The 23350-nt window shown below is 61.2% G+C and carries 18 protein-coding genes and 2 pseudogenes (1 of these 20 cut by a window edge); 6 read left to right on the top strand and 14 right to left on the bottom strand.

The window, feature by feature from the left end; translation table 11 throughout:
* Nucleotides 1-70: 70 nt before the first annotated feature.
* On the bottom strand, nucleotides 71-1084 hold the full coding sequence (locus L9B60_RS08270; protein ID WP_249677971.1) for a zinc-binding alcohol dehydrogenase family protein: 1014 nt from the start codon (nucleotides 1082-1084) through the stop codon (nucleotides 71-73).
* A 114-nt stretch (nucleotides 1085-1198) separates the two neighbouring features.
* Between L9B60_RS08270 and vimR the strand changes: the two genes are divergently transcribed.
* The 3 genes and pseudogenes from vimR to L9B60_RS08255 all read left to right on the top strand — a co-directional run bounded on the left by vimR (nucleotide 1199) and on the right by L9B60_RS08255 (nucleotide 4983).
* Nucleotides 1199-2125, top strand: a complete 927-nt coding sequence (gene vimR / locus L9B60_RS08265; protein ID WP_249677969.1) for a transcription regulator VimR — start codon at nucleotides 1199-1201, stop codon at nucleotides 2123-2125.
* A gap of 637 nt (nucleotides 2126-2762) precedes the next feature.
* Nucleotides 2763-3479, top strand: a complete 717-nt coding sequence (locus L9B60_RS08260) for an ArsR/SmtB family transcription factor (RefSeq protein ID WP_249677968.1) — start codon at nucleotides 2763-2765, stop codon at nucleotides 3477-3479.
* A 135-nt stretch (nucleotides 3480-3614) separates the two neighbouring features.
* Nucleotides 3615-4983 (top strand): annotated as a pseudogene (locus L9B60_RS08255) (MFS transporter).
* 63 nt (nucleotides 4984-5046) lie between these two features.
* On the opposite strand, the gene L9B60_RS08250 reads toward L9B60_RS08255, so the two are convergent.
* The 3 genes from L9B60_RS08250 to L9B60_RS08240 all read right to left on the bottom strand — a co-directional run bounded on the left by L9B60_RS08250 (nucleotide 5047) and on the right by L9B60_RS08240 (nucleotide 8174).
* Nucleotides 5047-6000: an adenosine deaminase gene (locus L9B60_RS08250; protein ID WP_249677967.1), complete on the bottom strand. Its 954-nt coding sequence runs from the start codon at nucleotides 5998-6000 to the stop codon at nucleotides 5047-5049.
* A gap of 78 nt (nucleotides 6001-6078) precedes the next feature.
* A complete protein-coding gene (locus tag L9B60_RS08245) occupies nucleotides 6079-7047 on the bottom strand; it encodes a 2-oxoglutarate and iron-dependent oxygenase domain-containing protein (protein ID WP_249677965.1) in 969 nt (322 codons plus the stop codon).
* Nucleotides 7048-7091: 44 nt separating this feature from the next.
* A complete protein-coding gene (locus L9B60_RS08240) occupies nucleotides 7092-8174 on the bottom strand; it encodes a BMP family ABC transporter substrate-binding protein (protein WP_249677963.1) in 1083 nt (360 codons plus the stop codon).
* 257 nt (nucleotides 8175-8431) lie between these two features.
* Here L9B60_RS08240 and L9B60_RS08235 point away from each other — a divergent pair, with 257 nt between their 5' ends.
* Nucleotides 8432-9520, top strand: a complete 1089-nt coding sequence (locus L9B60_RS08235; RefSeq protein WP_249677962.1) for a calcium:cation antiporter — start codon at nucleotides 8432-8434, stop codon at nucleotides 9518-9520.
* Between the two features lie 84 nt (nucleotides 9521-9604).
* Here the strand turns inward: L9B60_RS08235 and L9B60_RS08230 are convergent, their stop codons facing one another.
* From L9B60_RS08230 to L9B60_RS08185, 10 genes and pseudogenes are all read right to left on the bottom strand, one after another.
* A complete protein-coding gene (locus L9B60_RS08230) occupies nucleotides 9605-10534 on the bottom strand; it encodes an IS110 family RNA-guided transposase (protein WP_249673659.1) in 930 nt (309 codons plus the stop codon).
* A gap of 298 nt (nucleotides 10535-10832) precedes the next feature.
* Nucleotides 10833-12188: an 8-oxoguanine deaminase gene (locus L9B60_RS08225; RefSeq protein WP_249677960.1), complete on the bottom strand. Its 1356-nt coding sequence runs from the start codon at nucleotides 12186-12188 to the stop codon at nucleotides 10833-10835.
* Nucleotides 12189-12331: 143 nt separating this feature from the next.
* On the bottom strand, nucleotides 12332-13012 hold the full coding sequence (locus tag L9B60_RS08220; RefSeq protein WP_249677958.1) for an SDR family oxidoreductase: 681 nt from the start codon (nucleotides 13010-13012) through the stop codon (nucleotides 12332-12334).
* 48 nt (nucleotides 13013-13060) lie between these two features.
* Nucleotides 13061-13987, bottom strand: coding sequence for an ABC transporter permease (locus L9B60_RS08215; RefSeq protein ID WP_249677955.1), 927 nt, complete (start codon nucleotides 13985-13987; stop codon nucleotides 13061-13063).
* Nucleotides 13987-15091 (bottom strand): annotated as a pseudogene (locus L9B60_RS08210) (ABC transporter permease). Before L9B60_RS08210 ends, L9B60_RS08215 begins: the two are co-directional and overlap by 1 nt.
* A gap of 12 nt (nucleotides 15092-15103) precedes the next feature.
* On the bottom strand, nucleotides 15104-16660 hold the full coding sequence (locus L9B60_RS08205) for an ABC transporter ATP-binding protein (RefSeq protein ID WP_249677953.1): 1557 nt from the start codon (nucleotides 16658-16660) through the stop codon (nucleotides 15104-15106).
* A gap of 500 nt (nucleotides 16661-17160) precedes the next feature.
* Nucleotides 17161-17742, bottom strand: a complete 582-nt coding sequence (locus tag L9B60_RS08200; protein ID WP_249677951.1) for an IMPACT family protein — start codon at nucleotides 17740-17742, stop codon at nucleotides 17161-17163.
* A gap of 23 nt (nucleotides 17743-17765) precedes the next feature.
* Nucleotides 17766-18428 carry a TetR/AcrR family transcriptional regulator gene (locus L9B60_RS08195; RefSeq protein WP_249677949.1) on the bottom strand — a complete coding sequence of 221 codons (663 nt, stop codon included), beginning with the start codon at nucleotides 18426-18428 and terminating at the stop codon, nucleotides 17766-17768.
* Nucleotides 18429-18516: 88 nt separating this feature from the next.
* Nucleotides 18517-19914, bottom strand: a complete 1398-nt coding sequence (locus tag L9B60_RS08190) for a uracil-xanthine permease family protein (protein WP_249677946.1) — start codon at nucleotides 19912-19914, stop codon at nucleotides 18517-18519.
* 158 nt (nucleotides 19915-20072) lie between these two features.
* Complete coding sequence (locus tag L9B60_RS08185; RefSeq protein WP_249677944.1) at nucleotides 20073-20990, bottom strand: LysR family transcriptional regulator; 918 nt, start codon at nucleotides 20988-20990, stop codon at nucleotides 20073-20075.
* Nucleotides 20991-21110: 120 nt separating this feature from the next.
* Between L9B60_RS08185 and aptA the strand changes: the two genes are divergently transcribed.
* Both aptA and L9B60_RS08175 read left to right on the top strand, forming a co-directional pair.
* Nucleotides 21111-22457, top strand: a complete 1347-nt coding sequence (gene aptA, locus L9B60_RS08180) for an omega-aminotransferase AptA (protein WP_249677941.1) — start codon at nucleotides 21111-21113, stop codon at nucleotides 22455-22457.
* A 64-nt stretch (nucleotides 22458-22521) separates the two neighbouring features.
* Nucleotides 22522-23350, top strand: partial view of a CoA-acylating methylmalonate-semialdehyde dehydrogenase gene (locus L9B60_RS08175; protein ID WP_249677938.1) — the 5' portion only. Its footprint extends 665 nt past the window's final position; the window shows 829 of its 1494 coding nt (coding positions 1-829); it begins with the start codon at nucleotides 22522-22524; its stop codon lies off the right edge, out of view.

The raw sequence follows: 23350 nt of genomic DNA, 5'->3' as shown, positions 1-23350 counted from the left end.
AGAATCGTCGCGCCGAGGTCTCCGGACTGACGGTCATGCCACCCCCGGGCATGACCGTCCATCGCCTGCTTTAAAAGCCTTCCAATACAATCTTGCCCTTGGCCGTGCCGCTTTCCAGCAGCGCATGGGCGCGGCGCAGGTTGGCTGCATTGATGGTACCGAAGTGCTCGCCCACGGTGGTTTTCAAGGTGCCGGCGTCGATCAGCGCGGCCACGCGGTTGAGCAGTTTGTGCTGCTCCAGCATGTCTGCGGTTTCAAACAGCGACCGGGTGTACATGAACTCCCAATGCAAGGACAGGCTCTTGCGCTTGAGCTTGCTCACGTCGAGGCTTTTCGGGTCATCGATCAAGGCCAACCGGCCTTGTGGCGCCAAGGCCTCCACCAGTTGGTCCAGGTGCTGGTCGGTCTGGGTCAGGCTGGCGACGTGGGTCACGGCCTGCACGCCGGCCTGCTTGAGCGCCTCGCTGAGCGGCTGGCTATGGTCGACCACATGGTCTGCGCCCAGCTCACGCACCCAGGCCTGGGTTTGCGGGCGCGATGCGCTGCCGATCACGGTCAGCCCGGTGAGCTGGCTGGCCAGTTGGGTGAGGATCGAACCCACGCCGCCGGCGGCCCCGACGATCAGCAGGCTTTGCCCGAGGTCGGCTTGGCCTTCGGCAATTTGCAGGCGCTCGAACAGCAGCTCCCAGGCAGTAATGGCAGTCAACGGCAAGGCCGCGGCATCAGCAAAGCCCAGCGTTTTTGGCATGTGCCCGACAATCCGCTCGTCCACCACGTGGCGTTCGCTGTTGCCACCTGCGCGTGCGATGGAGCCGGCATAGAACACCTTGTCACCCGGCTGGAACAGGCTGACCTCGCTGCCTACGGCCTGCACCACGCCGGCCACGTCCCACCCCAGCACCTTGGCGCTGCCATGTTCCGGTTGCACACCTTGGCGCACCTTGGTGTCGACCGGGTTCACGGAGATGGCCTTGACCTCTACCAACAAGTCCCGCGGGCCCGGGGTTGGTTCGGGCAGGTCGACGTCCTGCAACGCGGCCGGGTCGCTGATGGGCAACGATGTGTAGTAGGCGATGGCTTTCATGACGGGGCTCCTTCAAAGGGATAAATACGCTGGTGCCCATGATTAACCAATCGACTTGCTGATAAAAGCCGGCGAAACTCGCAGGCTCTTTCAATATTTTTTTGATAATCGACCATGCTTCGTTTCGATGACTTGCAGTTGTTCGTGCGCGCCGCCGACCTGGGCAGCCTATCGGCAGCGGCGCGGGTAATGGATTTTTCCCCGGCCGTGGCCAGTGCTGCGCTCAAGCGCCTGGAGCGGCAATTGGGCGTTCGCCTGCTGACGCGCTCTACCCGCAGCCTGCGCTTGACCGCCGAAGGCGAGGGCTTTTTGGAGTACGCGCGCACCTCCCTGGGCAGCCTGGAGGAAGGGCGCCGATTGTTGGCTCGTGGCCAGGATGAGGTCAGTGGCGTGCTGCAGTTGTCGGCCCCGTCCGATTTTGGCCGTAACGTGTTATTGCCGTGGCTAGACGAGTTCCAGCGCGAACACCCACGGCTTACGGTGCGTTTGTTGCTGGGCGATCGCATCGCCGACTTGTTCCGCCAACCGGTGGACATCGCCCTGCGTTATGGCGAGCCTGAGGACTCAAGCCTGGTGGCCCTGCCCATCAGCAGCGATAACCGCCGGGTGTTGTGCGCGTCGCCCGATTACCTGGCCCGCCGAGGCCCGCCGCAGCATATCGAGCAACTGGCCCAGCATAATTGCCTGCTGTACATGCTCGGTGGCCGGGTGCATGACCGCTGGTGCTTGGAGCATGCCAAGGGGCGTGAGGTGTGCCTGACGGTGACCGGGGATCGCTTCAGTGACGACGCCGATGTGGTGCGGCTATGGGCGTTGGCTGGCGCGGGCATCGCCTACAAGTCATGGCTGGACGTGGCGGGCGACGTGGTCGCGGGGCGCTTGTGCGTGCTGATGCCCGAGTGGCAAGGCGAACGGGCCCCCTTGAACCTGCTGTGCGCGCACCGTGCGCAACTGAACCCGCCGGTCAATCGCTTGCGTGAATTGCTCAAAGAACGCTGTGGTCAGTTATCGAGGCTTTTGCCTGCCCCAGTCATTAGTTGACAACTTTTCTGCATTTTTGCGTGCCGAGCCCTCGATTCGGACCAGTTTTTACATCTACAAACAGTGATGAAAGTAGTTCATAAGAGACTTGTGTTGACTCTTTTATGAACTTTACCTGTAGGTATTTGCAACATTGGCTCAATCTGATTTTTCCCTTTGGCACCCCGCAAGGCCCCATCTGGCAAGCTTGCGATAAAGAAGTGGAATGCCACGTCAGGCCGGCGTCGCCCATTTGTTGTGCTGAGGTTTGCCTACCCTTTGCAGGAAATAAAACGCTCTGGATTTTCGTGCAATTTTGTACAAGTTCACCGGCTTATAATCAATACGGCAGCTATCCCAACGGGAAGGGCACAGCCTTTGCCGAGTCCGGTCCTACCGTGAATGGGTCACGGTGGCGCCTGAAGCCATGAGACACGAAACTCGCCTGCGCGATCGCCGTGCCGTGGCAGACCCAGGTCGAACGTCCAGTACCCGAAGGTCTTTGCTGCATGACTGGCCATTGCTGTCTTGTCAGTACAGGCCTTTGCGGGAAGTGCGCATTTCGCGAGGTTCGACGGTCGTTCCCTCTTCGTTGGCGCTGTTTGAAGGCCTCTTTCCGAGTGCCCGATAAACTAATGTTTCAACAGGGAGTGAACACATGGAACTTGCACCTAGCATCAGCCAGATCGCCATGCTGCTGGCCGACCCCAAACGCAGTGCGATGGTCTGGGCATTGATCGATGGTTCGCCTCGGGCCTCGGAAGAGCTGGCCCAATTGGTCGGGCTTTCACCCTCATCGGCCAGCGCTCACCTGGCGCGATTGTCGGCCGGTGGGTTGCTCAAGCTCGAGGCGCGTGGCCGCAAGCGGTTTTTCAAGCTGGCGGCACCCGAAGTCGGCGCGGCTGTCGAGGCATTGGCCAGTGTGTTGGTCGCCAATGCCGACTTGCAGGTTAGCGATGGTAGCCCGGTGCAGGCCCGGCCCCCCTTGTCGATGCGCAAGGCTCGAGCCTGCCAGGACCATCTGGGGGGCGAGGTGGCAGTCGAACTGTTCCAGCGCATGCTCGATGCCGGATGGATTGAAAAGCAGGATCAGCGCCTGGAAGTCACGCAAAAAGGCAGCCTGCATTTTGCCCGCTACGGCATTTTCATACAGGCCCTGGCCCATCGTGAGCACCACCCGGTATGCGGCTGCAGCGAATGGAATGATCGGCGCCCCCACTTGGGCGGTGCGCTGGGGGCCAGCCTGATGAAGCTGTTCATCCAGTCGGGATGGTTGCGTACCTGCGATGTGCCGCGCGCCTTGCAGTTGACGGCCACCGGGGCTCGCGAGATCGGCAAGATTGCCCGGGAGGTGGAGCTCATGTCTGCGGTGTAGCCCTGTCGAGTGCCTGCGCCGCTTGATCTAGAGCGGTCGGCGTCGCAGGTGGGACCTGCCGGGTCGCACCCAGGCAATGCCTGCCTGGTTGATGACGCACACTCGATGCACGCAAACCGGCAGAGAGAGTGCAGCATGGCTAACGACGACTACAGCGCGGCGCAGCGCTTGGAACGGTTGCCCCTGAGCGGTTATCACCGGCTGATATTCCTGGTGATCGCCCTGGCGTTTCTGTTCGACTCCATGGACCTGGCCATGATGACCTTCCTGCTGGGCTCGATCAAAGCCGAGTTCGGCTTGAGTACGGCGCAAGCTGGGTTGCTGGCCAGTTCGAGTTTTTTCGGCATGGTGGTGGGGGCCTCGCTGTCCGGCATGCTGGCTGATCGTTTTGGCCGCAAACCGGTGTTCCAGTGGAGCATCGTCTTGTGGGGGGTGGCCAGCTACCTGTGTTCCACCGCGCAGTCGCTGGAAACCCTGACGTTGTTCAGGGTGCTGCTGGGGATCGGCATGGGCATGGAGTTTCCAATTGCCCAGTCGATGCTTTCCGAATTGATCCCAGCCAAGAACCGCGGCCGCTACATCGCCTTGATGGATGGGTTTTGGCCGTTGGGCTTCGTCGCCGCCGGGGTACTGTCCTACTTCCTGTTGCCGTTGGTGGGTTGGCGCGACATCTTCCTGGTGTTGGCCGTGCCGGCGGTGTTCGTGTTGGCGGTGCGTTTTTTCATTCCCGAGTCGCCGCGCTGGCTGGAGCAGGTTGGCCGGCAGGCTGCGGCCGACCGGGTGCTCCTTGGCATCGAGGCCAAGGTGATGGCGTCGCTCAAGATCGACCAGTTGCCCACGCCCGTGGCACTGCCGCGCGGTAAATCGGCACCCCCAGGCTTTCTATCGGCGTTCTATGCCCTGTGGTCGCCGCTGTATCGCAAACGCACGTTGATGATCTGGAGCGTCTGGTTTTTCGCCCTGCTGGGTTTCTACGGGCTGACGTCGTGGTTGAGCGCATTGCTGCAGCAATCGGGCTTCGCGGTGACGCAGTCGGTGTACTACACGGTACTGATTTCCCTGGGCGGTATCCCGGGCTTTCTGGTGGCGGCCTGGTTGGTGGAAGCCTGGGGGCGCAAGCCGACGTGCGTGCTGACCCTGCTGGGCGGGGGCGCCATGGCGTTCGTCTACGGGCAAAGTGCGGTGTTTGGCGGCAACGTCGGGCTGCTGATCGCCTCGGGGTTGTTGATGCAGTTTTTTCTGTTTGGCATGTGGGCGGTGCTCTACACCTATACGCCGGAGTTGTACCCCACGTCGGCGCGGGCCACGGGTTCAGGCTTCGCTTCGGCGGTTGGTAGGGTGGGGTCGTTGCTGGGGCCGTTGGTGACGGGCCTGGTGTTCCCCATCACCGGGCAGGGGCGGGGTGTTTGCCCTGGGTGCGCTGTGCTTTGTGCTGGCGGCGGTCATTGTCGGGTTGTTCGGGATCGAGACGCGGGGCCGCACGCTGGAGGAGTTGGCAGGTTGATGCCCGCAGGTACCTGTGCGCCTACGCAGGTCGTAGGGGCACCGGTACCCATGAAGCGCCAGGTCAGTGCTTGATCAGGCGTGCATCCAGGCTGTTTTGCGCCAGGCGCTTGGCCTGATCCTGGGTCATGCCCAGGTGCGTGTGCAGGGCATGGAAGTTTTCGGTCACGTAGCCACCGAAGTACGCCGGGTCATCGGAGTTCACCGTGACCTTCACGCCACGCTCGAGCATGTCGAGGATGTTGTGCTGGCTCATGTGGTCGAACACGCACAGCTTGGTGTTGGACAGCGGGCACACCGTCAACGGGATTTGCTCCTCGATGATGCGCTGCATCAGGCGTTCGTCTTCTATGGCACGCACGCCATGGTCGATACGCTGGATTTTCAGCAGGTCCAGGGCTTCCCAGATGTACTCCGGCGGGCCTTCTTCGCCTGCGTGGGCTACGGTCAGGAAGCCTTCGCCGCGGGCGCGATCGAATACGCGCTTGAACTTGCTCGGCGGGTGGCCCATTTCCGAGCTGTCCAGGCCCACGGCCACGAACGCATCGCGAAACGGCAGGGCCTGGTCGAGGGTTTTCTCGGCTTCGTCTTCGCTCAGGTGGCGCAAAAAGCTCAGGATCAGGCCGCTGCCGATACCCAACTGCTCGCGACCATCCTTGAGGGCCTGGTTGATGCCGTTGAGCACCACCTCGAACGGGATGCCCCGATCGGTGTGGGTTTGCGGGTCGAAGAACGGTTCGGTGTGAATCACGTTCTGCGCCTTGCAACGCTGCAGGTACGCCCAGGTCAGGTCATAGAAGTCCTGCTCGGTACGCAACACGTCGGCGCCCTGGTAGTACAGGTCCAGGAACTCCTGCAGGTTGTTGAAGGCATAGGCGCCGCGCAGGGCTTCCACGTCGTTCCACGGCAGGGCGATCTTGTTGCGTTCTGCCAGGGCGAACAGCAACTCGGGCTCCAGCGAACCCTCCAGGTGCAAATGCAGTTCGGCCTTGGGCAGGGCGTTAAGCCAGTCGTACATAACAGTGTCTCATCAGGTGCATATCCGGCCATTCTACAGCGGTTAAACCTGTAACGAGGCATTTCCTGACCAGCAGGTTCATATCGCTTCGTCCAACTCGCGCCGGTAGGCATAGGTATCGGCGAAGCGCGACAGCAGGAACTCGGCGCAGGTGGTGGCCGGGTATTTCGCCGGTTGCTCCGCGCTTTGGCAGCCGGGCAGGCATTCGATGCGGGTATCGGGGTGCGGCTCGGCGAAGAACGGCATGGAGTAGCGGTCGCAACCCAACGGGCTGATCACCCGGTGCGGGGTGGACAGGTACCGGTCATTGCTCCAGCGCGCCATCATGTCGCCTAGGTTCACCACGAAGGTGCCGTCGATGGGCGGTGCGTCGATCCATTCGCCATCCACGTTGCGCACCTGCAGGCCGCCGGCGCTGTCTTGGTACAACAGGGTGATGCAGCCGTAATCGGTATGGGCCCCGGCGCCTTGCTGCTCGGCCGAGGTGGCGGTCTGGCGCGGTGGATAATGGATCATGCGCAGCACGCTCACCGGTGCCTCGAAGCGTTGGTCGAAGAAATCCCGGTCGATGCCCAAGGCCACCGTCATGGCGCGCAACAGGGTTTGCGCCAGGGCCTGCATGTCCAGGTAGTGCTGCTCCATCAGGCTTTCCCAGCCGGCCATGTGCGGGTGGCGGTTGGGCCCGCGCAGGGGCTTTTCCGCCAGCACGTCGGGGTGATCAGCCGGCAGGTGCAGGCCCATGTCGAAGGTTTCTTTCAGGTCGCTGGGCAGCGACGGGTCGAGCTGTTCGGTGGCGATGGCGCCGTAGCCGCGGTGGTGGCGGGTTTGGGTGATGTCGATGGCCAGCTTGTGTTCAAGCGGCTGGGCGAAGAAGGCCTTGGCGGCAGCTTGCAGTTGGCCGATGCGCTCGGCGCTGATCGGGTGGCCTTTGATGTAGAAAAAGCCCCATTGGCGGCAGGCTTGATCGATGGCGTCGGCAACGCTTTGCCAGCCCTGCTCGTCGGCTTGGTAAAGGGGGGCGATGTTGATGATGGGAAGGCTGTTCATGCCGGTGCTCCGGTGTGGGGGCGTGGGTGCGCCCCCGGTCTTTATTATTGTGGGATGGTCGCGGTCAGGCCTTCGACGTAGTAGTTCATCGAGGCCAGGTCGGCGTTGGTGGCGGTGCTGCCGGCCGGGATTTTCACGTCGCCTTTCTGGTCCTTGATCGGGCCGGTGAAGGGGTGGAAGGCACCGCTCTTGATGTCGGCGATGATCTGTTCGGCTTCGGCCTTGACGTTAGCCGGCACTACGTCGCTGATCGGCAGTTCGACCGTACCATCGGCCAGGCCACCCCAGAAGTCTTGGGATTTCCAGGTGTGGTCAAGCACGGCCTGGGTGGTGGCGATGTAGTGCGGGGCCCAGTTGTTGACGATGGAGGTCAGCACGGCTTTGGGGCCGAAGTGCGCCATGTCCGAGGCATAACCCACGGCATACACGCCACGGCGTTCGGCGGTCTGGATCGGTGCCGGGCTGTCGGTGTGCTGGAAGATCACGTCGGCGCCCTGGTCGATCAGGGCGTTGGCGGCATCGGCTTCTTTGCCCGGGTCGAACCAGGAGTTCACCCACACCACTTTCATTTCGGTGCCGGGGTTGTATTTGTTCAAGGCCAACTGGATGGCGTTGATGTCGCGGATCACTTCCGGGATCGGGAAGGAGGCCACGTAACCAACTTTTTTGGTCTTGGTCATCTTGGCCGCCAGGAAGCCACCCACGTAGCGCCCTTCATAGGTGCGCGCCAGGTAGGTACCCAGGTTCTTTTCCTGCTTGTAGCCGGTGGAGTGCTCGAAGATGACGTTGGGGAATTGCTTGGCAACCTTCACGGTAGGGTTCATGTAGCCGAACGAGGTGGTGAAGATCAGGTCGTACTTGTCCTTGGCCATGTTGCGGATCACCCGCTCGGCGTCAGCGCCTTCCGGCACGTTTTCCACATAGCTGGTGGTGATCTTGTCGCCCATCTTTTCCACGAGCGCCTTGCGCCCCTGCTCGTGCTGGTAGGTCCAGCCGTGGTCACCGATCGGGCCGATGTACACGAAACCGACTTTCAACGGGTCGGCGGCGCTGGCGGCCAGGCTGCTGGCCAGGCCTACCGCGATTGCCAAGGCACCGAACAGTTTCTTCAACGGGCGTTTTTGCATGTGGGTCGAGCTCCATTTTCTTTTTTAGGGATGGGGACAGATAAGGCTCGATACCCAATGCAAAAAACTGACCAATAGGACAACAAAGCCGCAAGTCGCGTTGTACGGGCGTGCCAATCGCCGGGCGTGGTACTTGCCGGTGCGCCTGGGGCTAGTGCGTGCGTCGGCTTGGTGCGCGGGCTGATCCAAGGAAACGATCCGTTAGCGTCTACAGTCTGTAAGGGACTGCACTCGCTATTCACACCTCAAGGACTGCAATGCTTAACCTGTTCAAGCAAGAAAAATTCCTGCTGCTGGCTCTGATCGTCACGGCACTGGCCTACCCGCTGGAGCCGCTGTTACTGGGCCATGGCCACAACGTGGCCTTGATCGCCGGCATCGTGCTGATCGCGGCCATCGTCTGCGCGTCGGTGCAAGTGGCGCAGCACGCCGAGATACTTGCCGAGAAAGTCGGCGACCCTTACGGCACCATGATCCTGACGTTGTCGGCGGTGTTGGTGGAGGTGGTGATCCTGGCCATCATGATGAGCAACGAGGCCTCGCCTACCCTGGTGCGCGATACCATCTATTCGGCGGTGATGCTCGACATCAACGGTATCCTCGGCCTGGCGGCGCTGATGGGCGGGATCAAGCATGGCGAGCAATCCTACAATGACGACTCGGCGCGCATTTATAGCGTGATGATTATGACCGCCATGGGCGTGTCGATGGTGGTGCCCGAGTTCATCCCGCAAGGCGACTGGAAGCTTTACTCGGCGTTCACCATCGGCGCCATGCTGATTCTGTACACCTTGTTCTTGCGCATGCAGGTGGGGCCGCACAGTTACTTCTTCAGCTACAGCTACCCGCAAAAACGCAAAAGCAAACGGCCGAACCCAGACGCACCGCCGGTCAACCTGACGCTGTCGGTGTGCACGTTGGTATTCGGGGTGGCCGTGATTGGGGCGCTGGCCGAGGTGATGTCCAAAACCCTGGACTATGGCCTGGAGGGCAGTGGCGCACCGCCGGTGCTGACAGCCATCATCGTGGCGGCGATTTCGGCGGCGCCAGAGATTTTGACCGCCTTGCGCGCAGCCTTGGCCAACCGCATGCAATCGGTGGTGAACATCGCCTTGGGTGCGTCGCTGTCCACGGTGATCCTGACGGTGCCGGTGATGGAGGCCATGGCCCTGTACACCGGCCAGCCGTTTCAGATGGCGATGACCCCGGTGCAAACCGTGATGATCGCGATCACGCTGATCGTCAGCGCGATCAACCTCAACGATGGCGAAACCAATGCCATCGAAGGGATGACCCACTTTGTGCTGTTTGCCACGTTCATCATGTTGGCCTTCCTGGGCCTGTAATCCATACCCCCGTAGGAGCAACTGTCTTCCGCCTTAAATTTTGATCGCACTGCAAAGCTTTGCTTTTCAGTGCGATCAAGTCTTTCATGCCGCTTGTGCCTTCCAGGCCGTGCCATCCCTGACCATCGCATTGAGCCTCACGATAAATACTCGCATACAGGCTACTACAGCGACTTTAGAGCACTTTCCGCGCGCACATAACGTGCTATAGCGCATTTTGAATTCCGGGTTGCTCAGGATGGCAGCCCAGCACGCCATGTATAGAACTCGTCGCATTTTTGCTCGGCCACCCCAGATACTTCGCGGCCCAGAGCGGTTGCCGCTGTCGTTGTTATAGGGCGCCACACCGACCAGGGCCGCTATCTCACGTCGGTCCAGTGAGCCAAGCTCTGGCAAGTAGCACAGCAAGCTTGCCACTGTGACAGGGCCGACGCCTTTTACCGACATCAGTTGCCTCGCTCTGTCGGAGTCCACGCTTTTCGTGGCTTGCTTGATTACCTTGTCCAGCTGTTTGATCAACTCGCGCAAGTGCTTAATGTGCTGGTTGAAATTGGCGATGACCACCGCCGAGTTGGCTTGCTTGAGCCGACGCTTATTGTCATCACGCTGCTGGACGAACCGATCACGCTGCTTGACCAGTTCCCTGAGCTCATCGCGCTCCGGAGTCGATGCCTGGCTGCGACAATCGTCGATTTTCGATGCGAAGTCGGCTAAGACCAATGCATCAATCTTGTCCGTTTTAGCTCTTTTGCCCATCGCCTCTGCGAACTGGCGAGCCCGAACAGGATTGATACAAACGGCGTTGTGACCAGCCTTCTGAAGCGTGCGCAGAGCCAGCTTTTCGTATCCGCCGGTCGCCTCCATTAAAATTCGCCCGACCTCAAGTTGGCCAAGACAAGTCTCTAGCTGGGCTAGGCCCTCGTGGTCGTTTGAAGTAGTGAAAGTGATGCCTTGAGGCTTGATTCCAATTTCAAGGCTAGCTTTTGCAACGTCGATCCCAATCCAAGACAACATGGCCAGACCCTCCTACACTTGTGAGTGAGAGCGCTCTGGCGTGGCCCACGCTTGTATTCGAGTGGTGCTCGTTCAACTGTTCGGGCTTTATCGCCAGAGTGAAGAGGTGGGTAGCAGCTTTGCTCCTACACGTGCTTCAAGCACAACGGATTAACAGCTTGCTACTCACCGCTCTCACCTCAAAGTCTAACCACCTCTGCAGATACAAGCGGATTGATCCGCGAAAAGAACGCCGCGGTGCATTAGTGAAACCGGGGCGCGATCTTCGCGGATCCATCCGCTCCTACACGGTGGCGGATCAGGCGTTGATGAGCTGGCTGGCGGCCTGGCGGTGGTCGGCGATCAGGCCTTTGAGGTCCAGGCCCTCGACCTGCCCGTCGATTACGCGCCACTGGCCACCGATCATCACTCGGTCGGCCCGGTCGGCGCCGCACAGCAGCAGTGCGCTGATTGGGTCATGGCTGCCGGAAAAGCGCAGTTCGTCGAGTTTGAACAGCGCCAGGTCGGCCTGCTTGCCCACCGCCAATTCACCAATGTCGCTGCGCCCCAGCAGTTTTGCCGAGCCCTGGGTGGCCCAGCCCAGCACCAGCTCCGGGGTGATGGCCTGGGCGCCGTACTTCAGGCGTTGCAGGTACAGGGCCTGGCGGGTTTCCAGGATCATGTTCGAGGCGTCGTTGGAGGCCGAGCCGTCGACACCCAAACCTACGGGGGCGCCGGCCTCTATCAGCTCCAGGGTAGGGCAGATGCCCGAAGCCAGGCGCATGTTCGAGCTTGGGCAATGGCAGATGCCGGTGCCGGCCTGGCCCAGGCGGGCGATTTCGTCGGGGTTGAAGTGGATGCCATGGGCCAGCCAGGTGCGCGGGCCCAACCAGCCGACGCTGTCCAGGTAATCCACGGTGCGCAGGCCGAAGCGCTGCAGGCAGAAATCTTCTTCGTCCAGGGTCTCGGCCAAGTGGGTGTGCAGGCGCACGTCGTGCGCCACGGCCAGGTCTGCGCTGGCCCGCATGATTTCGGGGGTGACCGAGAACGGTGAGCACGGCGCCAGGGCGATCTGGATGTGTGCGCCGGCACCGCGCTCGTGGTAAGTCTCGATCAATCGCTGGCTGTCAGCCAGGATCACTTCACCCTGTTGCACGGTTTGCTGGGGCGGCAGGCCGCCGTCGGCTTCGCCCAGGCTCATGGAGCCGCGGGTGAGCATGGCGCGCATGCCCAGTTCGCGCACTGTTTGTACCTGCACGTCGATGGCGTTTTCCAAGCCATCAGGGAACAGGTAGTGGTGGTCGGCCGCGGTGGTGCAGCCTGACAGCAGCAATTCTGCCAGCGCGACCTTGGTGGCCAGGGCCAGTTTTTCCGGGGTCAGGCGGGCCCAGACCGGGTACAGGGTCTTGAGCCACGGGAACAGCGGCTGGTTGACCACCGGCGCCCAGGCGCGGGTCAGGGTTTGGTAGAAGTGGTGGTGGGTGTTGATCAGGCCGGGCAGGATCACGTGTTCACGGGCATCGAACACTTGCGCGCAAGGTTGGGCGGGGGCTTGCCCGGCCGCTAATACTTCGGTGATCACGCCGCCTTCAATCACCAGGCCGCCTCGGGCATCAAGGGCGTTGGCGGTAAAGATCGCGAGGGGGTTTTTCAACCAGATACGGGTCGCAGGCATTGGCCGGCTCCTCTGAAAGTGGGTTCAGGTTAGCCAGCTCAGTGTTGCCCTGTCTGCTGATCCAGGGGCGCGAATGCGCGGATCGCAGGTTACCACACAATAATTGTGGGCGAATACTGGTGAGTGTGAGGCTCGCCGCTACTTCACCAAGGCAGCACCTCACCGCGGTAGTTGACGAAATGGTGGCCACCCTTGCCGGCATAGGCGTCAACCTGGTCGATCAACCCGCGGGTGCTGGTTTGCACGTCGATGTCAGCCCCTTCGCCGCCCATGTCGGTCTTCACCCAACCTGGGTGCAAAGACAGCACGGTCAGTTTGGTTTCCGCCAGGGTGGTCACGAAGGTGCTGGTCATGGAGTTGAGCGCCGCCTTGCTTGCCTTGTACAGGGTTAGGTCCGGCGCATCCGGGATGGTCACGCTGCCCAGTACCGAACTCATGAAGGCGATCACGCCGTTACCGTTGAGCTGCCCGACGAACTCCCGGGCCAGGCGGATCGGCGCCACGGCGTTGGTGAAGAACAGCGCGCCGATCTCGGCCTGGGTGACCAGGTCGACGCTCTGGTTGGCCGGGCCCTTGACGCCAGCGTTAACGAACAGCAGGTCGAAAGTCTGGCCTTGCAGTTGGGTGACCAAGGTCGCCAATTGGGCGGCGTCATCCATGTCCAGTTGGGCGATTTGCACGCCGGCGACGGCGCGCAAGGCCTCGGCCTTTTGCGGGTCGCGCACGGTGGCGGTTACATCCCAGCCATCCTCTTTCAAGCGCTGGACCAGGCCGAGGCCCAGCCCACGAGAGGCGCCGATAATCAGTGCGTGCTTGGCAGTCATGTGCTGGCTCCTTTGAAAGTCGAGCCAACAGCATAGCGTCAATCGGCGTCAGTGCCCCGGCTTCCACGGTTGCCCCAATGAAACGGGGGCAAACAGCCGGGTGCGCAAGCCATCGCGCGACAGCAACACCAGCACCACGATGGTGGCGACGTACGGCAGCATGGCCAGCAGGCTGGAAGGCATCGACCAGCCGATGCCCTGGGCCACCAGGTGCAGGATGCTGGTCAGGCCGAACAGCCAGGCCCCCAGCAGCAGGCGCCATACCCGCCAGCTGGCGAACACCACCAGGGCCAGGGCGATCCAGCCGCGGCCAGCGCTCATGTTCTCGGCCCACATCGGCGTGTAGGCCAGCGACAGGTACGCCCCGGCCAGACCCGCCATGGCGCCGCCGAACAGCACCGCCAGGGTGCGCACGGTGATGACTGGCAGGCCCATGGCGCTGGCCGCATCGGGGTTTTCGCCGACGGCCTGGATGATCAGGCCCACGCGGCTTTTCAGAATCACCCAGGCCACGCCGCCGAACAGTACGAAAGACAGGTACACCAGCCAATCCTGGGCAAACAGCATGCGGCCGATCAACGGGATGTTGCTCAGCACCGGCACCGCGATCGGCTCGAAACCGGTCAGTGGTTTGCCCACCCAGGCCGCGCCGACGAAGGTCGACAAGCCCACGCCAAAAATGGTCAGGGCAAGGCCGGTGGCCACCTGGTTGGCGTTGAACACCAGCGCCACCAGGGCAAACAATGAGGACAGCAGCATGCCGGCCAGCATCGCCAGCAACACGCCCAGCCAAAGGTTGCCGGTGCTGAAGGCGACGATGAAGCCGATCACCGCACCGAACAGCATCATGCCTTCCTGGCCCAGGTTGAGCACACCGCTCTTTTCACAGATCAGTTCGCCCAAGGCCACCAGCAGCAACGGTGTGCCGCAGCGCACCATGGCAAACAGAATATTGCTCAGCAGGTCGATATCCATCACAGCGCCCCCACGGTCGCGGTCGAAGTGGCACGGCGCCCCCAGCGCAGTTTCAGGCGCGGGCGGTAAAGGATCAGCACATCGCTGGCGAGCAGGAAGAACAGCATCATGCCCTGGAACAATTGGGTGATGGCCTGGGGCAGGTTCATTGCCATCTGGGCGTTTTCACCGCCCAGGTACAGCAGCGCCATCAACAGGCTGGAAAAGACGATGCCAATCGGGTTCAAACGGCCCAAAAAGGCCACGGTAATGGCGGCATAGCCATAGCCGGGCGAAACCTGCGGCACCAACTGGCCAATGGGCCCGGTGACTTCGCAGACACCGGCAAGGCCGGCCAATGCGCCGCTGATCAGCAGTGCGAACCACACCAAACGTTTTTCGCGAAAGCCGACGAAGCCTGCGGCGCGCTTGTCCAGCCCCAGTACCTTGATCTGGAAACCGACGAAGCTGCGTTGCAGCAACACCCACACCGCCACCAGCGCGAGCAGGGCGAAATACAGACCGGCGTGCACGCGGTCGCCGTCGATCAGCGTGGGCAACCGGCTGGCATCGCCGAACATCGCCGACTCCGGGAAGTTGAAGCCGGCCGGGTCTTTCAGCGGGCCATGGACGAAATACAGCAGCAGGTTCAGCGCAATGTAATTGAGCATGATGCTGGTGAGGATTTCGTTGGCATTGAAATGGGTTCGCAGCCACGCCGTGAGCCCGGCCCAGGCTGCGCCGCCCAAGGTGCCCAAGGCCAGCACCATGACCAGGGCCCAGCGGCTTTCCATGTCGATGATGTTCACCGCCAGGGCACTACCGGCCAAGGCGCCCATCAGCAGTTGGCCTTCGGCGCCGATGTTCCAGATACGCGCCTGGTAGGCCACGGCCAGGCCCAGGGCACAGATGCAGGATCGGCAGTGCCTTGACCAGCAGTTCGGACACGCCGTACAGGTCGCTGACCGGTGCAATCAGCAGGGTATACAGGGTTTGCAGCGGGTCATGGCCCAGGGCAATGAACAGCAGCGAGCCACACGCCAGGGTCAGTACGGCCGCTAGCAGCGGTGAAAACCAGAGCATGGCGCGCGATTGCTGGCCGCGCGGTTCGAGTGAAAGCAACATCGACAAACTCCATCAAGCCAGGGCGGCGGCGGTGTGAGGTGTAGGGGCATGTTCAAAGCGGCCGGCCATCCAGCCGCCCAATTCGACCTGGGTGGTGTCGGCGGTCGCTTTCAAGGCGCTGAGCCGCCCGCCACACAAGGCGCCCAGGCGATCGCTGATCTGGAACAGTTCGTCCAGGTCTTCGGAAATCACCAGGATCGCCGCGCCGGCGTCGCGCAAGGCAATCAACGCTCGGTGGATAGTGGCAGCGGCGCCCACGTCCACCCCCCAGGTCGGATGGGCGGCGACCAGCAGGCGGGGCTGCTGGAGGATTTCACGGCCAAGAATGAATTTTTGCAGGTTGCCGCCCGACAGGCTGCGGGCAGGGGCCTGGGCGTCCGGGGTTTTGACGCCGAAGCGGCGAATGATTTCATCAGCCAGTTGCAGCACTTTCCCACGCTGGATCATGCCGTTGCTGACCAAACCCTGCTGGAAGGCCGTGAGCAGGGCATTGTCGGCCAAACTCAACTCCGGCACGGCGCCGTGGCCCAAGCGTTCGGCCGGCACGAAGGCCAGGCCCAGGCTGCGACGCGCATCGGGGCGCAGGTGGCCGACGGCTTGGCCTGCAAAACGCAGGGTTTCGCGCTGTGGATAAGCCAAGGTTTGTTCGCCACTGAGCAGTGCTAGCAGTTCGTCCTGGCCGTTACCGGCAACACCGGCAATGCCGACTATTTCGCCGCTGCGTACGCTAAGGTCGACTTCGGCAAGCGAGCAGCCGAAAGGATCGGGGTTAGGCCAGGAGAGTTTCGCCACCTGCAGGAAATCCGCGCCACCTGCGGCTTTAGGGTAATGGGCGCTGAGGCCTTCGGCGTCACCCACCATCAACCGCGCCAGCTCAAGGTCCGAGCACTGCGCCGGGACGCAATGCCCGGACACGCGCCCGCCGCGCAGCACGGTGGCGCTGTGGCACAGGGCGCGAACTTCGCCCAGCTTGTGGCTGATAAACAGAATGCTGCAGCCTTCACTGGCCAGCCGGCGCAAGGTCACGAACAGGTCATCGGCCTCCAGCGGCGTGAGTACCGAGGTAGGTTCATCGAGGATCAGCAGGCGAATGTCCTGCATCAGGCAGCGGATGATCTCCACGCGTTGGCGCTCGCCGATCGACAGGCTGTGCACCAGCCGTTGCGGTTCCAGGCTCATGCCGTAGCGGGCGGACACCTCGCGGATCTTCGGTTCCAGTTGCTTGGGGCTTTGACCTGCGCCCATGGCCAGGGCGATGTTCTGCGCCACGGTCAGGGTTTCAAACAGTGAGAAGTGCTGGAACACCATGCCGATCCCCAGTTGGCGGGCTTGGGCCGGGTTGCGCATGTTGACCTTCTGGCCTTGCCAGACAATGTCGCCGCTATCGGCCTGGGTAACACCGTAGATGATCTTCATCAGGGTACTTTTGCCAGCGCCGTTCTCGCCAAGCAGGGCGTGAATCTCACCTGCAGCGATGTGCAGGTCGATGCCGTCGTTGGCCAGGCAGCCGGGGTAGCGCTTGCTGATGGCCCGCAGTTGCAGGCGCGAAGGGGTCGCAGGGTTTGACATGACAGGCTCGGGTCAGAGTGGGACGCCTGTGCATAAAGCAATTTCCTGGCCAGTAGGTCAGGAAATTTTGCGAAAGCCCTATTACGCGGGCTTTGAAGGGGGAGGTGACATTCTCGTAGAGGGAACAAGCACTATTGCGGGGCGCTACCGGCCGGCATGACTTGATTTGGCGCTCGCGCGAATGATCAAAAAATGATCAATTCCAAGGAGGTGGCTTCGTACCGGCAAACGCGGCGGTCGTACACGGGTTATCCACAGGTTATTCCACTGTTATTGTGCGAAAGCGTCCGCAGCGGGTATAAGCGCGCCCGTGCTATTTTCCAATGGTGCTAAACGCGGCTAACTGGCTGATTGAAGGTGTTTTTTATCGCGCGCACTGAGGTTTGGCTGTTTTTTGATCAGATGGCTCAAAGCCACGTGGTACAAGGCTTGCAGCGCGATACCCCAAGGTTATCCACACCCAGGTGCACAGCAGATGTGGGCAACCTGCTGCTGCGCCGTTATTCTTCCAGGAGAATACGGCCGCGGCTCAGGTCGGCCAGTTGGCGCTGCACCGTTTCGATCCGCTCACGGCCCAGGGCCAGTTGCAGGTCCACGCCGTTAGCCGTGAAGTCTTCGTTCAGTACCACGCCCTCAGCCTCGGCAATGCGCAATTTGACCAGCGCGAGCTCACTGAAACTGCACGCGCATTTCAATGGCACCCGGCTGATCAGCTCACGCTTTTGCGCCTGTTGCAGGCATTTGTTGGCGCCACCGCCGTAGGCCCGGGCCAAACCGCCGGTGCCTAATTGGATGCCGCCGTACCAGCGGATCACCAACACCACCACCTGGTCGCAATCCTGGGCTTCTATCGCTGCCAGTATCGGTCGCCCGGCCGTGCCGCCAGGTTCCCCATCGTCGTTGCTGCGGTACTGGCCACCCAGCTTCCAGGCCCAGCAGTTATGCGTGGCGTTCAGGTCGCTGTATTGGTCGAGAAACGCCTGGGCATCGGCCACTGACTCAATCGGCGCGGCCAGGGTAATGAAGCGGCTCTTGCGAATTTCCTCGCGCAATTGGCAGGGTCCCAACAGGGTAAAAGGCATGTGTTGCAGATCCGCAAGTGCACTCAGTGGACGGGTGTGAGGCCGCAGCCTTTGAGGATTATACGGGTCAATTGATCGCTGGCTTCTTCAAAGTCCTGTTTGGTCAGGCGCGTGCGGCCGGTCACGCGGCAAATCTGGGTAGAGAAGTCGGCGTAGTGCTGGGTGCTGCCCCACAACAGGAAGATCAAGTGCACGGGGTCTACCGGGTCCATCTTGCCGGCGTCGATCCAGGCCTGGAACACGCCCGCACGGCCGGCGAACCAGGCGCGGTAGTCCTGGCTGAAATATTCATTCAGGCACTCGCCACCGCTGATGATCTCCATGGCGAAAATCCGCGACGCCTGGGGGTGGCGGCGGGAGAATTCCATTTTTGCGCGGATGTATTTGGTCAGCGCCTGGGCTGGGTCGTCTTCGGCAGTGAGGTTGTTGAAGGTGCTGTCCCAAAGCTCCAGGATGTTGCTCAATACTGCGATGTACAGGCCCAGCTTGTTGGTGAAGTAGTAATGCAGGTTGGCCTTGGGCAGCCCGGCATTCAGCGCGATAGTGTTCATGCTGGTGCCTTTGAAACCGTGGCGGGCGAACTCGTCTTCGGCGGCCTGGATTATCGTTTCTTCGTTTTTCTGGCGAATGCGACTGGCTGGTTTGCCAGCATGATGGGCGCTGTGCGCAGGGACTTCGAGTGTCATAGGCGGTTCCGGACAGATCGTGTGGGCGCAACTGACTGCGTTGATAGCGCACCCACACTTTTCAGACAAGCTCTGTGACCAAAAACAGTCAAACGCGAGTTTTAAGTCCGTCGTTTTCCAGCGCAAGCTCGGTGGTTTGCGAGCTGTTTTTTGGCTCAGGCAGTAGCAGGCACATGACCAATGCGGTGATGCCGCCGCTGGTGATGGCCGAGTCGAACAGGTTCTGTGCAAGCTTGGGCAGCAGGTGCAACAGGTTGGGTTGCGACGCTACGCCCAGGCCGACGCCGAACGAGGTGGCGATGATCAGCATGTTGCGCCGGTCCAGCGGGCCTTGGGCCAGGATGCGCACGCCGGCGGCGGCGACACTGCCGAACATCACCAGGGTGGCGCCACCCAGTACCGGTTTCGGAATTTGCTGCAGCACCGCGCCGATCACTGGCACCAGGCCCAGCAGGAACAGGATCGCGCCGATGTACAGGCCCACGTAGCGGCTGGCCACGCCGGTCAGTTGGATAACGCCGTTATTCTGCGCAAAGGTGGTGTTGGGAAATGCGCTGAAGGTTGCGGCCAGCATGCAGCTGATGCCGTCGCCCAGCACGCCGCCTTTGAGGCGGTTGATGTAGCTGGGGCCAGTGATGGGCTGCTTGGACAGCATGCAGTTGGCGGTCAGGTCACCTACGGTTTCGATGGTGCTGATCAGGTAGATCAGGGCCACGGGCAAGAAGGCGGTCCAGTCAAAACTGAAGCCGAACTTGAACGGGATCGGCAGGCTGACCAGGGGCAGGTCGGGGAGCGCTTGTGGCACCAGCTTGCCGCTGAACCAGGCGGCGATGCAGCCTGCGATCAAGCCGATGATGATCGCTGAAAGGCGAATCCATGGGGTGTTCGAGCGGTTCAGCAAAATGATCACGAACAGCACAAACGCGCCCAGGCCCAGGTTGCCCGGTGCGCCGAAGTCCGGGGCACCGAAGCCGCCGCCAAGGTCGGTGATGCCCACCTTGATCAGGCTGATGCCGATCAGGGTGATGACGATGCCGGTCACCAGCGGGGTGATCACCCGACGCAGTTGGCCAATGAAGCGGCTCAGCACGATCTGCACCAGCGCGCCGAAAAAACACACGCCAAAGATCATCGCCATGATGTCTTCCGGGCTGCCACCGCGGGTCTTGACGATAAAACCGGCCGATAACACCGCGCCCAGGAAGGCGAAGCTGGTGCCCTGCAGGCAGATCATCCCGGCGCCGATGCCAAATGGCCGACGAGCCTGAATGAAAGTACCTACGCCGGAAACCATCAGCGCCATGCTGATCAGGTACGGCAGGTGGGCAGTGAGGCCTAGCGCAGAGCCAATGATCAGTGGCGGTGTGATGATGCCGACGAAGCTGGCCAGCACGTGTTGCAGGGCCGCAAGGATCGCCGGCAGGGGCTTGGGTCGATCATTCAAACCGTAGATCAGGTCGTTGGATGAGGGCGATTCTGGTGGCATGTTCAGGCTCTCGGCACGGGTTCGAGGTTTCAGTGGATTCCTCTGTTACCCAATGCTTGTGCAAAAAGCTGTCCAAGTGCTCAGGTTTAAAATGGTCGTTTTATATAAATTGCTTAATAAACAATAAGTTATGTCAAAAAATTAGTTTTTAGCTGCTTTTAGCGCGTGGCGGCCAGGCTTTCCAAAAAGCTTTCCAGCACCAAATGTGGGCGGCGACCCTTGCGCGTGACCCACGAAAGGCTCAGGTCGTAGAAGCGTTGCGCTGGTTTCAGTGCTCGCAACCGGCCTTGTTGCACCCAGAGGCTGGCGTAGTGGTCGGGCAAATAGCCGATAAAGCGCCCGGTCAGGATCAGAAAGGCCATGCCTTCGCGATCCGAGGCGCTGGCGGTGCAGTTCAATGCCTGATACTGGGCCTGGATCTCTGCCGGCAGGCGGAAGGTGGGGGCGATGGCGTCCTGCTGGTTCAGGCGCGTGTCATCCAGTTCGCTATCGGCGGCGTAGAACAACGGGTGGCCGACTGCGCAATACAGCAACGAGCGTTCGCTGTAGAGCGGCGCGTACTCAAGGCCTGACAGCGGGCTTGCTTGCGGTACTACCCCCACGTGCAGGCTGCCATCGAGCACGCCTTGTTCCACCTGGCTTGGCGCGATCATGCGGATCTGAATGCGCACGTCCGGCCCGCGATCCTTGAGCTGAGCCAAGGCGTGGGTGATGCGCATGTGGGGCAGGGTGACCAGGTTGTCGGTCAGGCCGATGTTCAGTTCGCCGCGCAAATGCTGGTGCAGGCCATTGACCTCGGTGCGAAAGCTTTCCAGGGCGCTGAGCAATTGCAGCGCCGATTGGTACACCTCGCGGCCCTCTTCGGTCAGCGAAAAACCGGCGCGCCCGCGCTGGCACAGGCGCAAACCCAGCCGCTGCTCAAGGTCGCTCATCTGCTGGCTAATAGCCGAGCGGCCTATGCCCAATACGTTCTCGGCGGCCGAGAAGCCACCGCACTCCACTACGCTGCGGTAAATTTTCAACAGGCGGATGTCAAAATCACTGACTTGGGCAAGCGGGTCGGGGCGGCGGCTCATTGTTTAGTAACCAGCTAACTAAAGATTAGAAGAGTAGGGTTTTTCAGACTTTATCGTCGTGACAACTTAGCTGCAACAACAACGCTCGTCATCACTGTCGCCCTGCGAGGTCCCACGATCATGAACTTGCCTGAAAACGCTCCGCTCGGAATTGCCAGCCAGCTCAAACTGGATGCTCATTGGATGCCCTACACGGCCAACCGAAATTTCCAGCGTGACCCGCGCCTGATCGTGGCCGCCGAAGGCAGTTGGTTGACGGACGACAAAGGCCGCAAAATCTATGACAGCCTGTCGGGCCTGTGGACTTGCGGTGCTGGCCACACCCGTAAAGAGATTCAGGAAGCCGTTGCCCGTCAATTGAGCGTGCTCGACTACTCCCCGGCATTCCAATACGGCCACCCGGCGTCGTTCCAGTTGGCCGAGAAAATCACCGACCTGACCCCAGGTAATCTGAACCACGTGTTCTACACCAACTCCGGCTCCGAGTGCGCCGACACCGCGGTGAAAATGGTGCGTGCCTACTGGCGCCTGAAAGGCCAGGCCACCAAGACCAAAATGATCGGCCGTGCCCGTGGCTACCATGGCGTGAACATCGCCGGTACCAGCCTGGGTGGCGTGAACGGTAACCGCAAGATGTTCGGCCAACTGATGGATGTCGACCATCTGCCGCACACCGTATTGCCTGGCAATGCATTTTCAAAGGGCGAGCCAGAGGCGGGCGGTATTGCCCTGGCCGATGAAATGCTCAAGCTGATCGAGTTGCACGATGCCTCCAACATCGCCGCGGTGATCGTCGAACCCATGGCCGGTTCCGCCGGTGTACTGCCGCCACCCAAGGGTTACCTCAAGCGCCTGCGCGAAATCTGCGACCAGCACAACATCCTGTTGATCTTCGATGAAGTAATCACCGGCTTCGGCCGTACCGGCAGCATGTTCGGCGCTACCACGTTCGGGGTGACCCCGGACCTGATGTGCATCGCCAAGCAAATCACCAACGGCGCCATTCCGATGGGCGCGGTGATCGCCAGCAGCGAGATCTACCAGACCTTCATGAACCAACCGACGCCTGAGTACGCGGTGGAATTCCCACACGGCTATACCTACTCGGCTCACCCGGTAGCGTGTGCCGCTGGCCTGGCTGCACTGGAGTTGCTGCAACGGGAAAACCTGGTGCAGGCTTCTGCCGAACTGGCACCACATTTCGAGAGCGTGTTGCACGGCATCAAGGGCACCAAGAACGTTATCGACATCCGCAACTTCGGCCTGGCCGGTGCCATCCAGTTGGCCCCGCGCGATGGCGACGCGATCGTGCGCCCGTTCGAGGCTTCGATGAAGCTCTGGAACGCCGGCTTCTACGTGCGTTACGGCGGCGACACCCTGCAGTTTGGCCCGACCTTCAATGCCAAACCCCAGGACCTGGATCGCCTGTTCGATGCGGTCGGTGAAGCGCTCAACCAGATCGACTGATCTCTCCCTCTATATATAAGGAGCGAGCTGACTCGCTCCCGTGCCAATTCGTTAGGAGTTTTCCATGAGCAACATCCAGCACCTGATCAATGGCGATCTGGTTTCCGGCAACGACCGTTTTGCCGATGTGTACAACCCGTCCACCGGTCAGGCCATCCACAAAGTGCCATTGGCTTCGCGCGAAACCGTCCAGCAGGCCATCGATTCGGCCAAGGCGGCTTTCCCGGCTTGGCGCAACACGCCGCCGGCCAAGCGTGCCCAGGTCATGTTTCGCTTCAAGCAATTGTTGGAAGACAACATCGACACGATCTCCCAGCTGATCAGCCAAGAGCACGGCAAAACCCTGGAAGACGCTGCCGGTGAACTCAAGCGCGGCATCGAGAACGTCGAATACGCCGCCGCTGCTCCTGAAATTCTCAAGGGTGAGTACAGCCGCAACGTGGGCCCTAACATCGACGCCTGGTCCGACTTCCAGCCGCTGGGCGTGGTAGCCGGTATCACGCCGTTCAACTTCCCGGCCATGGTGCCATTGTGGATGTACCCGTTGGCGATCGCTTGCGGCAACTGCTTTATCCTCAAGCCGTCGGAACGTGACCCAAGCTCTACCCTTTATATCGCCCAGTTGCTGCTCGAAGCCGGCTTGCCCGCTGGCGTGTTGAACGTAGTACACGGCGACAAGGCAGCAGTGGACGCGCTGATCGAAGCGCCCGAAGTCAAAGCCCTGAGCTTCGTGGGTTCCACGCCGATCGCCGAATACATCTATAGCGAAGCCACCAAGCGCGGTAAACGCGTGCAGGCACTGGGCGGCGCGAAAAACCACGCGGTGCTGATGCCTGATGCCGATCTGGACAACGCCGTCAGCGCCCTAATGGGCGCAGCCTATGGTTCGTGTG

The sequence above is a fragment of the Pseudomonas abieticivorans genome (assembly GCF_023509015.1).
Lineage (GTDB): Bacteria > Pseudomonadota > Gammaproteobacteria > Pseudomonadales > Pseudomonadaceae > Aquipseudomonas > Aquipseudomonas abieticivorans.
This window is presented reverse-complemented; position numbering and strand designations above follow the sequence as displayed.

Excerpts from the sequence above, each read along its gene's own strand:
- L9B60_RS08270 (WP_249677971.1), bottom strand. The coding sequence starts at position 1,084 with ATGAAAGCCATCGCCTACTACACATCGTTGCCCATCAGCGACCCGGCC.
- vimR (WP_249677969.1), top strand. The coding sequence starts at position 1,199 with ATGCTTCGTTTCGATGACTTGCAGTTGTTCGTGCGCGCCGCCGACCTG.
- L9B60_RS08260 (WP_249677968.1), top strand. The coding sequence starts at position 2,763 with ATGGAACTTGCACCTAGCATCAGCCAGATCGCCATGCTGCTGGCCGAC.
- L9B60_RS08250 (WP_249677967.1), bottom strand. The coding sequence starts at position 6,000 with ATGTACGACTGGCTTAACGCCCTGCCCAAGGCCGAACTGCATTTGCAC.
- L9B60_RS08245 (WP_249677965.1), bottom strand. The coding sequence starts at position 7,047 with ATGAACAGCCTTCCCATCATCAACATCGCCCCCCTTTACCAAGCCGAC.
- L9B60_RS08240 (WP_249677963.1), bottom strand. The coding sequence starts at position 8,174 with ATGCAAAAACGCCCGTTGAAGAAACTGTTCGGTGCCTTGGCAATCGCG.
- L9B60_RS08235 (WP_249677962.1), top strand. The coding sequence starts at position 8,432 with ATGCTTAACCTGTTCAAGCAAGAAAAATTCCTGCTGCTGGCTCTGATC.
- L9B60_RS08230 (WP_249673659.1), bottom strand. The coding sequence starts at position 10,534 with ATGTTGTCTTGGATTGGGATCGACGTTGCAAAAGCTAGCCTTGAAATT.
- L9B60_RS08225 (WP_249677960.1), bottom strand. The coding sequence starts at position 12,188 with ATGCCTGCGACCCGTATCTGGTTGAAAAACCCCCTCGCGATCTTTACC.
- L9B60_RS08220 (WP_249677958.1), bottom strand. The coding sequence starts at position 13,012 with ATGACTGCCAAGCACGCACTGATTATCGGCGCCTCTCGTGGGCTGGGC.
- L9B60_RS08215 (WP_249677955.1), bottom strand. The coding sequence starts at position 13,987 with ATGGATATCGACCTGCTGAGCAATATTCTGTTTGCCATGGTGCGCTGC.
- L9B60_RS08205 (WP_249677953.1), bottom strand. The coding sequence starts at position 16,660 with ATGTCAAACCCTGCGACCCCTTCGCGCCTGCAACTGCGGGCCATCAGC.
- L9B60_RS08200 (WP_249677951.1), bottom strand. The coding sequence starts at position 17,742 with ATGCCTTTTACCCTGTTGGGACCCTGCCAATTGCGCGAGGAAATTCGC.
- L9B60_RS08195 (WP_249677949.1), bottom strand. The coding sequence starts at position 18,428 with ATGACACTCGAAGTCCCTGCGCACAGCGCCCATCATGCTGGCAAACCA.
- L9B60_RS08190 (WP_249677946.1), bottom strand. The coding sequence starts at position 19,914 with ATGCCACCAGAATCGCCCTCATCCAACGACCTGATCTACGGTTTGAAT.
- L9B60_RS08185 (WP_249677944.1), bottom strand. The coding sequence starts at position 20,990 with ATGAGCCGCCGCCCCGACCCGCTTGCCCAAGTCAGTGATTTTGACATC.
- aptA (WP_249677941.1), top strand. The coding sequence starts at position 21,111 with ATGAACTTGCCTGAAAACGCTCCGCTCGGAATTGCCAGCCAGCTCAAA.